The sequence below is a fragment of the Nocardia sp. NPDC051833 genome (assembly GCF_040681225.1).
Taxonomy (GTDB): Bacteria; Actinomycetota; Actinomycetes; order Mycobacteriales; family Mycobacteriaceae; genus Nocardia.
Genome location: NZ_JBFAYK010000001.1, coordinates 1,345,515 through 1,358,502, shown reverse-complemented (window position 1 = coordinate 1,358,502; position 12,988 = coordinate 1,345,515). Strand labels below are relative to the sequence as shown.

At 69.8% G+C, this 12,988-nt stretch carries 12 protein-coding genes; 7 read left to right on the top strand and 5 right to left on the bottom strand.

What is annotated here, in order from left to right; genetic code table 11:
• Positions 1 to 38 precede the first annotated feature (38 nt).
• The 7 genes from AB0L91_RS05940 to AB0L91_RS05910 all read left to right on the top strand — a co-directional run bounded on the left by AB0L91_RS05940 (position 39) and on the right by AB0L91_RS05910 (position 7,636).
• Complete coding sequence (locus AB0L91_RS05940; protein WP_357343333.1) at positions 39 to 809, top strand: deoxyribonuclease IV; 771 nt, start codon at positions 39 to 41, stop codon at positions 807 to 809.
• Positions 810 to 907: 98 nt separating this feature from the next.
• Positions 908 to 1,840, top strand: a complete 933-nt coding sequence (locus AB0L91_RS05935) for a TauD/TfdA family dioxygenase (RefSeq protein WP_365007521.1) — start codon at positions 908 to 910, stop codon at positions 1,838 to 1,840.
• A 134-nt stretch (positions 1,841 to 1,974) separates the two neighbouring features.
• Positions 1,975 to 3,195 carry a CaiB/BaiF CoA-transferase family protein gene (locus AB0L91_RS05930; protein WP_365007519.1) on the top strand — a complete coding sequence of 407 codons (1,221 nt, stop codon included), beginning with the start codon at positions 1,975 to 1,977 and terminating at the stop codon, positions 3,193 to 3,195.
• Positions 3,192 to 3,362 carry a hypothetical protein gene (locus tag AB0L91_RS05925; protein ID WP_357343337.1) on the top strand — a complete coding sequence of 57 codons (171 nt, stop codon included), beginning with the start codon at positions 3,192 to 3,194 and terminating at the stop codon, positions 3,360 to 3,362. The genes AB0L91_RS05930 and AB0L91_RS05925 overlap by 4 nt, the downstream gene beginning before the upstream one ends.
• Positions 3,359 to 4,273: a hydroxymethylglutaryl-CoA lyase gene (locus AB0L91_RS05920; RefSeq protein ID WP_355276228.1), complete on the top strand. Its 915-nt coding sequence runs from the start codon at positions 3,359 to 3,361 to the stop codon at positions 4,271 to 4,273. Before AB0L91_RS05925 ends, AB0L91_RS05920 begins: the two co-directional genes overlap by 4 nt.
• A 55-nt stretch (positions 4,274 to 4,328) precedes the next feature.
• A complete protein-coding gene (locus AB0L91_RS05915) occupies positions 4,329 to 5,105 on the top strand; it encodes an ABC transporter ATP-binding protein (RefSeq protein WP_355276227.1) in 777 nt (258 codons plus the stop codon).
• Positions 5,106 to 5,116: 11 nt separating this feature from the next.
• Complete coding sequence (locus tag AB0L91_RS05910; RefSeq protein ID WP_365011191.1) at positions 5,117 to 7,636, top strand: FtsX-like permease family protein; 2,520 nt, start codon at positions 5,117 to 5,119, stop codon at positions 7,634 to 7,636.
• Positions 7,637 to 7,676: 40 nt separating this feature from the next.
• On the opposite strand, the gene AB0L91_RS05905 is transcribed toward AB0L91_RS05910, so the two are convergent.
• From AB0L91_RS05905 to AB0L91_RS05885, 5 genes are all read right to left on the bottom strand, one after another.
• Positions 7,677 to 8,261 carry a hypothetical protein gene (locus AB0L91_RS05905; RefSeq protein ID WP_365007516.1) on the bottom strand — a complete coding sequence of 195 codons (585 nt, stop codon included), beginning with the start codon at positions 8,259 to 8,261 and terminating at the stop codon, positions 7,677 to 7,679.
• Between the two features lie 38 nt (positions 8,262 to 8,299).
• Complete coding sequence (locus AB0L91_RS05900) at positions 8,300 to 8,695, bottom strand: hypothetical protein (RefSeq protein WP_365007514.1); 396 nt, start codon at positions 8,693 to 8,695, stop codon at positions 8,300 to 8,302.
• A gap of 10 nt (positions 8,696 to 8,705) precedes the next feature.
• Complete coding sequence (locus AB0L91_RS05895) at positions 8,706 to 10,196, bottom strand: hypothetical protein (RefSeq protein WP_365007512.1); 1,491 nt, start codon at positions 10,194 to 10,196, stop codon at positions 8,706 to 8,708.
• 16 nt (positions 10,197 to 10,212) lie between these two features.
• Positions 10,213 to 10,542, bottom strand: coding sequence for a hypothetical protein (locus tag AB0L91_RS05890; protein ID WP_365007510.1), 330 nt, complete (start codon positions 10,540 to 10,542; stop codon positions 10,213 to 10,215).
• Between the two features lie 90 nt (positions 10,543 to 10,632).
• Positions 10,633 to 12,966 carry an ADP-ribosylglycohydrolase family protein gene (locus AB0L91_RS05885; protein WP_365007508.1) on the bottom strand — a complete coding sequence of 778 codons (2,334 nt, stop codon included), beginning with the start codon at positions 12,964 to 12,966 and terminating at the stop codon, positions 10,633 to 10,635.
• Positions 12,967 to 12,988 lie beyond the last annotated feature (22 nt).

Below are 12,988 nucleotides of genomic sequence, written 5' to 3'. Positions count from 1 at the left end.
CCGCCGATGCTGTCGGTGCCGCGGTTTAGGGTGACGTCATGCGCATTGGAGCACACGTTCGCGACGAGAGCGATCCGATCGGCTTCGGCGAGAAGCTCGGCGCCGAGGTCATCCAGCTGTTCGTGGTCGATCCGCAGAGCTGGGACAAACCGCAGCCGCACCCGAAGGCCGCCGAGATCCTGGCCAGCCCGATCGATGTGGTCGTGCACTCGTCCTATCAGATCAACGTGGCCAGCCTGAACAACCGGCTGCGGATGCCCTCGCGCAACGCGGTGGCCCAGCAGGCGAAGGCCGCCGCCGAGCTCGGCGCGTTCGGCCTGGTCGTGCACGGCGGACACGTGCGCTCCGACGCCGAGCTCGATACCGGAATCGACAACTGGCGCAAGCTGTTCGAACGCCAGCAGGACAAGGGCGGCTTCGCGGTGCCGATCCTGATCGAGAACACCGCGGGCGGCAATCACGCGATGGCCAGGCACTTCGACTCGATCGCCCGGCTCTGGGACGCGGTCGGCGACTACGGCGCCGGCTTCTGCCTCGACACCTGCCACGCCTGGGCGGGCGGTGAGGAACTGGTCGGCGTCGTCGAGCGGATCAAGGCCATCACCGGCCGCATCGACCTGGTCCACCTGAACTCCTCGCGTGACGAGTTCGACTCCGGCGCCGACCGGCACGCCAATTTCGCCGACGGCACCATCGACCCGCAGCTGCTGGCCGAGGTCTGCCGCACGGCGGGCGCCCCGGTCATCCTGGAGACCCCGGCCGAGGGAGTCGCCGAGGACCTCGCCTACCTGCGGGAGAACCTGGGCTGACGGTTCCGATCACCCGGAGGGAAAACCTGTCTGCCGAACGGAATTCGCGGTGTGCTTGAGGCATACCAACCGTTCCACAACGACAGAGGTGATCTCCCATGACGGTCGACCACGCCATCCCCGCCGCGCTGACGGTGACCAAGCTCGGCGCCCACATCGGCGCCCAGGTGGACGGCGTCCGTCTGGGGGGTGACCTGGACGCGGCGACCGTCGCGACGATCCGGCGCGCGCTCAACGAGCACAAGGTCATCTTCTTCCGCGGCCAGCAGCACCTCACCGAGGACGGCCAGCACGAGTTCGCGCAGCTGCTCGGCAGCCCGACGACGCCGCACCCGACGGTGACCTCGCACGGCGTCAAGAGCCTGGCCATCGACTCCGAGACCGGCCGCGCCAACTCCTGGCACACCGATGTCACCTTCGTCGACCGCATCCCGAAGGCGTCCATTCTGCGCGCGGAGTACCTACCGACCTACGGCGGCTCGACCACCTGGGCCTCCACCGTCGCGGCCTACGACTCGCTGCCCGAACCGCTGAAGGCACTCGCCGAGAACCTGCGCGCCGTGCACACCAACGTCTACGACTACGCCGCCCGCACTGTCGAGCCGCTGCGCCCGAAGACCGCGGAGTACCGCGCGGAGTTCCAGTCCACCTACTACGAGACCGAGCACCCGGTGGTGCGCGTGCACCCGGAGACCGGTGAACGCGCGCTGCTGCTCGGCCACTTCGTGAAGAACTTCGTCGGCCTGTCCACCAGCGAGTCGCAGGCGCTGTTCCGCCTGTTCCAGGACCGCGTCACCCGCTTGGAGAACACCACCCGCTGGACCTGGTCCGACGGCGACGTCGCCATCTGGGACAACCGCGCCACCCAGCACTACGCCATCGACGACTACGACAACCAGCCCCGCCGCCTGACCCGCATCACCCTCGCCGGCGACATCCCGATCGGCGTCGACGGCAAGCCGAGCACCGTCCTCGAAGGCAACGCCGACCACTACTCCATCATCGAGGAACCGGAACTCCTCGCCAGCTGACAACGGGGAGGGAGGTGGCGGGGTGATCCCGCGGGGACATGGGTAACTCCCCGACCACCTCCCCGCCGTGCCGCACACGACGCAAGCCCGACCACCAACAGCCGAGCTCCCGGACGACACGCTAAAGTCGCGGGGTGGCGGAACAGAATATTCGGCCGTTGGACGGTGTGCGCGTCCTGGAACTCGGCAACTATGTCGCCGCTCCCACCGCCGGTCGCATTCTGGGCGACTTCGGCGCCGAGGTGATCAAGGTGGAGCGCCCGGGAACGGGCGACGAGTTACGCAACTGGCGGCTCTACGGCGGCGACACCTCCATGCTGTATCGCACGGTCAACCGCAACAAGAAGTCGATCGTGCTCGACCTGCGCACCGAGGCGGGCCGGGCGATCGTGCTCGACCTGTTGCGGCACTGCGACGTGCTGCTGGAGAACTTCCGGCCCGGCATGCTGGAGAAATGGGGCCTGGGGCCCGAGGTGCTGGAGGAGGTGAACCCGAAGCTGGTCATCACCCGGATCTCCGCCTACGGCCAGACCGGCCCGATGGCCGCGCGCCCCGGGTTCGCCGCCGTCGCCGAGGCCGTGGGTGGCCTGCGCGAACTCGTCGGCGACCCCGACCGCCCGCCGGTGCGGGTGGGGGTGTCGATCGGCGACTCGATCGCGGGCATCTACGCCGCCTTCGGCACCGTGATGGCGCTGTTCCAGCGTGAGCGGGTCAGCGGCCCGGTGCCGCAGCCGGAGCGGATCATCGACGTCGCGCTCAACGAGTCGATCCTGTCGGTGATGGAATCGCTGGTCCCCGATCACCTCGCCTACGGCATCAACCGGGAGCGGGTCGGCGGCCGGATGGAGGGCATCGCGCCCAGCAACGCCTATCCGACCAGCGACGGCTACAGCATCATCATCGGCGGCAACGGCGATGCCATCTTCCAGCGCTACATGCAGGTCATCGGGCGTCCGGACCTGGCGGCCGATCCCGAGCTCGCCGACAACGCTGGTCGCTGGCGCAATCGGGAACGCCTCGACGCCTCGATCGCGGAGTGGACGGTCGAGCACACCCGCGACGAGGCGCTGAAGATCCTCGACGAGGCGGCCATCCCGTGCGGCCCGATCTACACCGCCGCCGACATCGTGGCCGACGAGCAGTACCGCGCACGCAATATGATCCAGTCGTTCCCCGTCGACGTGGGCGAGCCCGAACCCAAGCAGGTGGGGTTCCCCGGCATCGTCCCGGTGATCGGGGGACAGTCGCTGCCGATTCGCAATGTCGGCCCCGACCTCGGCGAACACACGGCCCAGGTGCTCGGCGAGCTGCTCGGGATGACGCAAGACGAGATCGACGCGCTGGAGGCATCGTGAGCAGGCGAGTACACGGCAGACGCCGCCCACCGGTGCGCAGCAAGTGGGAACAGCGTGGCCCCGGCCACGTGCGCCCGACCGTGCATCCGACGCCGGCCAGCGTCGGTGACAAGCCGTGCGGCGGGGTCATGTGCGTGCCCGCCCAGGAACCGGACCAGCGGCGATGACCGCGCCGCTGCTGCGTGATGTCACCCTGCGCGACGGGTTGCAGCTGACCGGCAAGGTGCTGCCGACCGAGCAGAAGATCGACGTCGTCCGGCGGCTGCTGGCCGCGGGCGTGCCCGCGCTGGAGATCGGCTCGATGGCCCGGCCGGATCTGGTGCCGCCGATGGCCAACTCGCTCGAGCTGATCGCCGCGCTCACCCCCGACGAGCTGGCGAAATGCTGGGTCTGGGTGGCCACGCCGCGGCACATCGAGAAGGCGGCCGCGGCGGGCGCCCGCAATTTCCAGTACTGCTTCTCGGCGTCGGACGCGCACAACAGGGCCAATATCGGCCGCGACACCGAGGCGTCGGTGGCCGCGATGCCCGACGCGATCCGGCTGACGCGCGAGGCGGGTGGCGAGATCCAGCTGTGCCTGGCCACCAGCTTCACCTGCCCGTTCGACGGTCCGGTCGATCCCGAACGGGTGCTCGGCATCGCCCGCGACCCGCGCACCGAGGGCGCCGCCGACATCGTCCTGGCCGACACCCTCGGCCAGGCGCACCCCGGCCAGGTGAGCGCGCTGGTGACGGCCGTCCGCGACACCACCCCGGCGCGCCGCATCGTCTTCCACGGCCACGACACCTGGGGCATGGGTGTGGCCAACACCCTCGCCGCCGTCGCGGCGGGCGCCACCATGGTCGACGGCGCGCTCGGTGGTCTCGGCGGCTGTCCGTTCGCGCCCGGCGCGAGCGGCAACACCGCCTCCGAGGACATCCTGTTCGCCACCAGGCCGGACTGGTTCACCCCGGCGTCGCTGGCGAGCCTGGTCGGCCTCACCGAGGAGCTGCTCGCCGACCTCGGCGAACCGAATCGCTCGCGCGCCGCCGAGGGCGCGCGGTCGGAGGCGGCGGCGTTCGAGTGGGTCATCCGGTAGGTATCGGGGGGATCCCGGATGGCGCGGTTTCCGGCGGACAGACAGACTGGACACCATGACTTCGCACGCCATGGGCACCGAGGCCGTCGACGCGGCGGCCGACACCGAGATCGCGGCCGCCGCACAAGACCTGGTCAAGCTGTACGGATCGGGAGACACCCAGGTCACAGCCCTGGATGGAGTGTCGGCGAACTTCGCCAAGGGTGAGTTCACCGCGATCATGGGGCCCTCCGGTTCGGGCAAGTCCACGCTCATGCACTGCCTGGCCGGGCTCGACAGCGCCAGCGCGGGCCAGGTCCGCATCGGTGACACCGCGCTGACCGGGCTGTCGGACAAGCAGATGACCGCGCTGCGCCGCGACCGCATCGGTTTCGTGTTCCAGGCGTTCAACCTGGTGCCCACGCTGACGGCGCTGGAGAACATCACCCTGCCGCTCGACATCGCGGGCCGCAAGGCCGACCAGGAGTGGCTCGACACCGTCGTCAAGCGCCTCGGCCTCGGCGACCGGCTCGACCACCGGCCCTCCGAGCTGTCCGGCGGTCAGCAGCAGCGCGTCGCGTGCGCGCGCGCCCTGGTCGGCAAGCCGGAGATCATCTTCGGCGACGAACCGACCGGCAACCTGGACTCGCACTCCTCCGGTGAGGTGCTCTCGATCCTGCGCGCCTCGGTCGACGAGTTCGGCCAGACCGTCGTGATCGTCACCCACGATCCGCGCGCGGCCGCCTACGCCGATCGCGTCGTGTTCCTCGCCGACGGCCGGATCGTCGACGAACTGCGCGATCCGACCCAGGATTCCATCCTCGACCGGATGAAGGCGCTGGAGACCAAGTGAGCACGAATCCCATGCGCAAGGTCGCCTTGCGCAATCTCGCCGCGCACAAGGTGCGCCTGGCCCTGACCCTGCTGTCGGTGGTGCTCGGCACCGCCTTCATCTCCGGGTCGTTCGTCTTCACCGACACCCTGCAGCGCACCTTCGACGGCATCTTCGAGGGCCAGGCCCAGGGTGTCGACGTGCGCGTCGGCCCCAAGGACCAGCAGTCGCTGGGCCTGCCGACCAATATCGTCGACGCGCTGGCCAAGACCGAGGGCGTCGACCGGGTCGCCCCGGCCGTCAACGGCCCGGTGGTGCTGCTCGAACCCGACGGCAAGAAGGCCGTGCAGACCGGTGGCGCGCCGAGCTTCGGCCTGTCCTACCTGCCGCCGGAGCAGTCGGTCGAGGAGCCCAATACCTTCGTCGCCGGTGGTCCGCCCACCCAGTCGGGCGAGATCGCGCTCAATACCAGCGGTGCCGAGAAGGCCGGGCTGAAGGTCGGTGACAAGACCAAGGTGCTGGTCCCGTCCAAGGGCGACCCGTTCGAGGTGACGCTGACCGGCATCTACGAGATGCCAGGCACCGAGGGCGGCGGGGTGGTCGCGGTGATGTTCACCGAGCCGCAGGGCCGCAAGCTGTTCACCGACGGCTCGCACGTCGCCTACGCCGATATCGCGGCGTCGCCGGGCGTCTCGGCCGACGACCTGCGCGACAAGCTCGCCGCCGGCCTGCCCAACTACAAGGTGCAGAACGCCGACGAGGTCCGCGAGGACATGAAGAAGCAGGTCTCCGAGGCACTCACCTTCATCAACTACTTCCTGCTCGCCTTCGGCGCGATCGCGCTGATCGTCGGCACGTTCATCATCTACAACACCTTCTCGATGATCGTCGCCCAGCGCCTGCGTGAGCTGGCGCTGCTGCGGGCGATCGGCGCGAGCCGTCAGCAGGTGGGCCGCTCGGTGGTCGTCGAGGCCGTGGTGATCGGTGTGATCGGCAGCGTGCTCGGCCTGATCGCGGGCATCGGGCTCGCGTTCGGTCTGTCCGCCCTGCTCAACGCCTTCGACCTGGGCCTGCCCACCGGATCACTGACAGTGCTGCCGCGCACCGCGATCGTCGCGCTGCTGGTGGGCCTCATCGTCACCGTCGCCAGTGCCTACGCGCCCGCCCGGCGGGCCGCGAAGGTGCCGCCGGTGGAGGCCATGCGGTCCGAATTCGCCAGCGCCGGTGACTCGCTGCGGATTCGCACGGTGATCGGCGCGGTCATGGCCGTCGCCGGTGGCGTGCTCGTGTACCTCGGCGCCCAGGGCACCGGCAAGAGCGCGGCGGTGACCGTCGGCATCGGCGCGCTCGGCCTGATCCTGGCCGTCCTGCTCGCCGCGCCCGCGCTGTCGCGGCCGATGGTGCTCGTGCTCGGCGTGCTCACCCGCCCGTTCGGCGCGATCGGCCAGATGGCCCGCAACAACGCCGTGCGCAACCCGCGCCGCACCGCCGCCACCGCGTTCGCGCTGACGCTGGGCCTGATGCTGGTCTCGGCGATCGGCATTCTCGGCGCCTCCGCGAAGACCAGCGTCAGCGTGCTGATCGACAAGGGCGTCGAGGCCGAATACGTGCTCGCCGGTCCGCAGATGATCGGTGTGCCGATCGGCGCGGTCGACGCTGTGCGCACCGAGGTGCCCGGTGTCAGCGATGTCACCGGCATCCGGGTGGTCGCCTTCAAGGTCGGCAAGGAACAGATCGGCGCCACCTCCCCGGACGGCCCGATCGACCCGGTGATGAACATCGACCTGCTCAGCGGCTCCACCACCATCGCCCCGAACGGGCTGCTCGTCGACGAGAAGGAAGCCACCGATCGGGGCTGGAAGGTCGGCGACAAGGTCGGCATCACCAGCCTGGACAACAAGCAGCTCGAGCTGACCGTCGGCGGCATCTTCGCCAACTCGCCGCTGCTCGGCCCGATGGTCGTCGACCCCGGCGTCTACGAACAGCTGATGCCGCAGAGCCTGCGCACCAACATCTACGTGCTGGTGAAGGCGGCGCCCGGCACCGACCTCACCGCCATGCGGGCGAATCTGGAGAAGGCCACCGAACCGTTCGTCGTCGTGCAGGTGCAGGACGCCGAGCAGTTCAAGGGCGCCCAGGGCAAGCAGATCAACACCCTGCTCGCCATCCTCTACGGCCTGCTCGCCCTGGCCGTGGTGATCGCGGTGCTCGGCATCATCAACACGCTGGCCCTGTCGGTGGTCGAACGCCGCCGTGAGATCGGCATGCTGCGCGCCGTCGGCACCCAGCGTTCCCAGGTCCGTCGCACGATCTACCTGGAATCCATGCTGATCGCCATCTTCGGCGCCATCGTCGGCCTGGTCCTCGGCATCGCCCTCGGCGTCGGCTTCCTGCGCACCCTGCGCGACCTGGGCATCGACCAGATCACCATCCCGTGGTCGCAACTGGTCACCGTCCTGATCGCCTCCGGCGTCGTCGGCGTCCTGGCCGCCGTCTGGCCCGGCGTCCGCGCCGCCCGCACACCCCCACTGGCCGCCATCGCGGACCTGTAGGAGTCGTGGTCGGACCGGGCCCCGTGCGGGACCGGTCCGACTACCACGTGCGTTGCAGTACTTCCCGCGCGACCAGCGCGGTGAGAGCTTCAGCGGTGGTGAACGGGGTCGGCCGGGTCCAGAGGAAGTGCTGGTCCTCGGCGTCGATCCGGACGACGACGATCCGATTCCGGTCGAGCACGGTCAGCGCCACCTCGGTTGTGCCCGACTTGTCGACGGTCCGCTGGCAGGACGCGGGCCCGGGGAAGCCGTCGACGGAGCGAATCTCGAAAGGCGGCAGAACACTCGGCATCTCGCGATGCATCTCGAAGTACCGCAGAGCTCGGTCGGCGCTGTCGAATCGGTAGGCACGCCAGCCGATCGCTCTGCTGTCGATGCCGTCGGCCCCCGCCAGCTGGTCCCAGTCACAGGAGAAGTCGAGATCGGGTGCGTTGCGATCCGGCGCGGCGTCGAACAGCTCGAACTCCCGGAAATTGTGCGTACGAGTCTGCGCCAGAACGGATTCGGGCAGCTCGCACACCGCAGGCGGGGTCTGCCCGGATGCCGGGGTGCCCTTGGGGGCATGCCCGCTGCGATACGTCACCACACCCCACGCCAGCGCGGGTACCGCGACCGCAACGACCACGAGCCCGGCGATCATTCGGCGCCGGCCCGTCGATGCCGTCACAGAGACAGCCCGGTCCGCCGCCGATCGACGGTGCGCAGCGCGAGGACAGCCGCGACGGCGTCGAGCCAGCGGGCGAACAGATCGTCGACGGCGATGGCGGCCGGAATCGCCGCCGCGGCGTCGAGCCAGGGGCGCAGCACCGCGCTCTGCCGTGGATCCGGGAGCGGATCGGACAGCGCGGCGGCCGATACCGTGCCGCCCGCCGCGACGACGCGGGCCAGGTAGGCCACCGCGCGAGGAGGGGTGAGCAGACGGTCCAGCCGCACCGCCGCGCCCACCGCGCCGATTCCGAACAGTTCGGGGTGGCGGGCATCCGGTGTGGTCAGTCCGTCGATCAAGAGCCGGGTGATGTCGGTCGCCGCGGCCTCGACGTCGGTGTACTGGGTGTTCATCGGGGGAGGGTCACGCCTTCGAGCTGATTGGGCACCTTGCCCTTGCCGTCGGTGGGCAGGTTGTCGATTTCCCGTTGACGAAGTCGTCGGCGCTGATCCAGCTGACCACGCCCCACGGGTTGTACACCTGAATTCGGTCACCATCGTGGCCGATCACCATCATCTGGTGGCCGCCGTCGCTGTCGCGCGCCTGGAACGGGACCGGTGATCCGTTGTCCACCGCGCTGTAGATGTCGTCGAGGATGTCGCGCCGGGATTGCGTGTCGCCGAGCTCCACGTGCTGGTAGTCCTTGCCGGTGTACGCGCCGATCTGCTCGTCGGCGATGAATTCGCCCTCGTCGGTCTGCATGCCATCCTTGCCGAAGAACTGGCCGATATCGCCGATGATGCTGCCTTCGTCGCGGCCGTGGTCGTAGAGGGTGGCTTGTTCGTCGCGGAGCCGGGAGAGGAAGGCGTCCTTACTGGTGGAGGCGGGGTCGCTCGGATTGTTTCCGGTGGTCAGCATCAGGGTGTACGAGGGATCGATCATCGCCCGAGCCATCACCGTCGACGAGGCGACACAGGTGGGATATCCGCCCTGGGTCCAGCTGCCATCCTGGTAGCTGGCCGAGATGGTGCTGTCGGAGTTGGTGAACGGGGTCAGATGCTCACGTAGCCAGGTCGTATCGTCGCCGTAGGGGTGGATCGTATTCGCGAACTGAGTGAGTTCGTCGGCGCTGTGGCCGGCTGCCAGCGTCTTCATCAGGTACGCGCGTTCCTGTGGCGATTTGGCGTTCGCCAGCAGCTCGGTGACCTTCTGCCGGTCGGTGTCGCTCATCTGGTCCAGTCGAGCCGCCGCCCGGTCTGCGGCATCGGTGGTGAGAATGATGTTCTTGCCCTGCGCGCCGTCGCCGGTCGACGTCTCGGCCAGGACCATCCGGTCCGAATCGGACAGATTTCCCGAGTCCATCACCGCGGCCCTGGCTTGCGCGGTGAGCGCCCGCAGGTCCCGCGCGGCATCGGTGCCCGCGGTCTCGGCCTTGGTGATCGCGGACAGTAGTAGCTCGGCGGCGCTCGTTCCGTAACTTTTCGCCGTCATCCAGTCGCTGTCGTCGCAGGCTTCGATCGCGCGACGCAGCGGATCCTGCGCGTCGGTGTGCGATTGTTTCGCGGTGGTGATCCCCTCGGCGAGCGTGGCCAGAATCGTGCGCGCCCTGCCGAATACCGCAGCGGCCAGTTCCACGTCTTCCGCCACGGCGACCACCACGTCACCCGCGACGTTGGCGGTGCGACCGACCCATACCTCGGGCAGCTCCCGCGCCGAGGCGTTGGCGACGTCAAGAGCGGCCATATCGGTCGGCCCGGCCGCTTTCCCATAGCCATCCGAGAGCTGGTCGATGGTCTCGGCGTTGCCTTTCGGTGCCGGGACACCGGCCAGACTCGCGACCGCGGCCGCCACCGTCATCGACGACCCGATCTGCAATTGGGCCATCGCTTTGCCGATTGTTTCGAGATCGGACATCGTTGCCTCGCTCCGCCTAGCTGTCGAGCGCCGTGCCGTGCATGAAGGACGTGAAGTCGCTCGACCAGGTCACGTCCTTTTGTGAGTAGGTCGAGGCGGCCGTATCGAACTTCGCCCCGACTTCGTCGAGGGCACCCGCGTGGATGCCGAGTTCCTTGGTCCACGCGCTGTGGAAGGCGGTGTAGGCGGTGAGGGCGTCGGCCGAGCCGAGCGCGTCTTCGCTGGCGCACGGCAGCGTCTGGATTCCCTTGCCGATCACGCGAAGATCGGCGGCGCGATCGTAGAGAAATCGGGAAAGTGCCTGGATCCCAGCTAGATCCGCGGTGAAACCGTCGTAATTCGTCATCTGTCCCCACCCTTGGACGCGGCGTTCCGGCCGCAGGTGGCCCACTGTAGCCCGAGGCACCCGCCGTAGCCAACGGGCGATGTGACTCGGCTAGGCCGGGTAGCGGTCGAACCAGTCCGGGGTGGGCTGGCCGTGGTCGTCCTGTGGTGGGGTGAGGCCGAATTCGGTGCAGTAGTCGGTGGCGAGGCGGTCCAGGGCGGCGCGGGCGTCGACGGTGTCGGACCAGCGGTGGGGGAGGGCGGTGCGGCCGTAGCGGGCGCCGAGGAGGCTGCCCGCGATCGAGCCGGTGGCGTCGCTGTCGCCGGAGTGGTTGACCGACACCAGGAGTCCGGCGCGGACGATGTCGTGCGCGGCGCCGCCCCGGTATTCCGCGGCGAGCACGGCGTATACGGCGATGGCCAGTGCCTCGGGGCCGACCCAGCCCTGGCCGAGGGATTCGACCTCCTCGGGGGTCGGTCCGCGGCCGGTGCGCGCGGTCGCCTCGGCCAGTGCGACCGCCGCGTCCAGGGCGGCCGAGGTTTCCTCGTGCTCGGGATAGGTCGCCAGTTCGGCCCGGGCGCGGGCGAGCGCCGTCGTGGTGTCGTTTCCCCGGGCGAGCTGATAGATCAGCGCCGACAGGGTGCCCGCCGGCAGCCAGCCGCTGGGATGGCCGTGCGTCAGTGCGGCCGCGTCACAACCCAATTCGAAGATCGCCGCGGTGGCCGCGCCGGAACGATCCGCGGCGTACCCGAATCCGCACGGTGCCGCGCGCATCACCGCACCGCTGCCCTTGGACTGGTTGATCGGCTGACGGCGGGTCCCGAGCGGGGCGGTCGGCGCGCGGCGCGCCGCGGCCTGCCGCAATGCCGTGTACACCGAATTCGCCACGCCTCGTTGCTCGATCAGTTCGGGATGGCCGCTGAGTGAGCTGTGCAGCGCGAACGGCTGGTCGGGCAGGTCGACCACCTGGCCGCGCAGCCAGACGAGCATGCCCTGCTGGAGCAGGCCCATGGTGGCCCCGCCGATGCCCTTGGCCCTGGCCCGCACCGAGCCGCGGATCAATGCCTCCACGGTGAACGCGGTCAGCTGCGTCTCCTCGGAGATCCGCAGTGGATCGGCGTCGGTGAGGCCGTCCGGGCCGTACTGGTCCCGGATCTGGCGCAGGGTTCTGGTCTCGATCGGGGCCCCGAGCGCGTCACCGACCGCACCGCCGATCAGGCAACCGTGTACCGCGTTCAGCCACACCGATCCCGCGCTCGCCACGGCGTCGCTGCTGCGGTGCGTGTGTTCGCGTCGGGACGCCTGCTGTTCGGGGTCGTGCCGACCGGAAGCCGGTGTGCGCGAGGTGGCGCCGGGGTGTCGCGCCGGGTGCCGGATGTCGATCCGCGGCCGGCCGTCCGCGGCTGTCGCGCCGCGTGCGGTCGGCTCGGACCGGCGGGCCGCCTCCGCCGCGGCGTTCCGCCGGGCAGGCGGCGCGTCGGTGTGGGCCACCGGTCCGGCGCCTCGGCCGCGGAAGTCGGTGCCGGATCGGTGGTCCGGCGCGTGACCAGTGGACAGGGCGGTCCGGGGCGTGGCCGAGGACCCGCTCGGCGCGGCAGTCCCTCGGCGCGTGAGGGATTCGGTGAGGGCGGCCGCGAAATCGGCGCAGGTGGGGAAGCGCCGCGCCGGGTCCTTGGCCATCGCCTTGGCCAGGACCGCGTCGACCGCGGGCGACAAGGTGGACCGCCGGGTGCTGGCCCGCGGCGGCACGGCATTGAGATGGCCGAGCATGACGGTCGCCGGGTTGGGGGCGTCGTAGGGGCCGCTGCCGGTGAGCAGCCGGAAGACGGTGCACGCCAGGGAGTACTGGTCGCCGCGGCCGTCCAGGGGCGCGCTGCTGAGTTGTTCGGGGGAGGCGTAGGCGATGGTGGCGGTGAACTGGCCGGTGCGGGTGAGGCCGCCGGTGTCGTCGAGGAGCTTCGCGATGCCGAAATCGGTGAGCAGGACGCGTTCGTCGAAGCCCGCGCCGACCCCGGCGGTGCGGGAGAGCAGGATGTTGGCCGGTTTCACGTCCCGGTGCAGCACGCCCTGGCGGTGCGCGTAGTCCAGCGCGCTCGCCGTCTGGGTAACGACCTGGGCGATCCGCTCGCTCCCGAACTGTGGCACCGGAACCGCCGCCGCGTCGACGCCGTCGACGAACTGCATGGCGATCCACAGCCGGTCCTCGTCGACGCCGCGGTCGTAGACGGTGATGATGTTCGGATGGTCCAGCTGCGCGACCAGGTCCGCTTCGCGTTCGAACCTGGTCCGGATCTCGAAGTCGGTGAACAGGTCACGGTGCATGAGCTTGAGCGCGGTCAGCCGGGGCAGCCGCCGGTCGCGGGCCGCGTACACCGCGCCCATGCCCCCGCGCCCCAGCTCCCGCTCGATGACGAACCCCGCGAACACCTCCCCGCGCCGCAACATCGCCTCACCCCGTTCACCGAAC

Bases quoted from the DNA above. Each gene is read 5' to 3' on its own strand.
- AB0L91_RS05890 (WP_365007510.1), bottom strand. From the start codon at position 10,542: ATGACGAATTACGACGGTTTCACCGCGGATCTAGCTGGGATCCAGGCA.
- AB0L91_RS05940 (WP_357343333.1), top strand. From the start codon at position 39: ATGCGCATTGGAGCACACGTTCGCGACGAGAGCGATCCGATCGGCTTC.
- AB0L91_RS05910 (WP_365011191.1), top strand. From the start codon at position 5,117: ATGCGCAAGGTCGCCTTGCGCAATCTCGCCGCGCACAAGGTGCGCCTG.
- AB0L91_RS05920 (WP_355276228.1), top strand. From the start codon at position 3,359: ATGACCGCGCCGCTGCTGCGTGATGTCACCCTGCGCGACGGGTTGCAG.
- AB0L91_RS05895 (WP_365007512.1), bottom strand. From the start codon at position 10,196: ATGTCCGATCTCGAAACAATCGGCAAAGCGATGGCCCAATTGCAGATC.
- AB0L91_RS05885 (WP_365007508.1), bottom strand. From the start codon at position 12,966: ATGTTGCGGCGCGGGGAGGTGTTCGCGGGGTTCGTCATCGAGCGGGAG.
- AB0L91_RS05935 (WP_365007521.1), top strand. From the start codon at position 908: ATGACGGTCGACCACGCCATCCCCGCCGCGCTGACGGTGACCAAGCTC.
- AB0L91_RS05915 (WP_355276227.1), top strand. From the start codon at position 4,329: ATGACTTCGCACGCCATGGGCACCGAGGCCGTCGACGCGGCGGCCGAC.
- AB0L91_RS05900 (WP_365007514.1), bottom strand. From the start codon at position 8,695: ATGAACACCCAGTACACCGACGTCGAGGCCGCGGCGACCGACATCACC.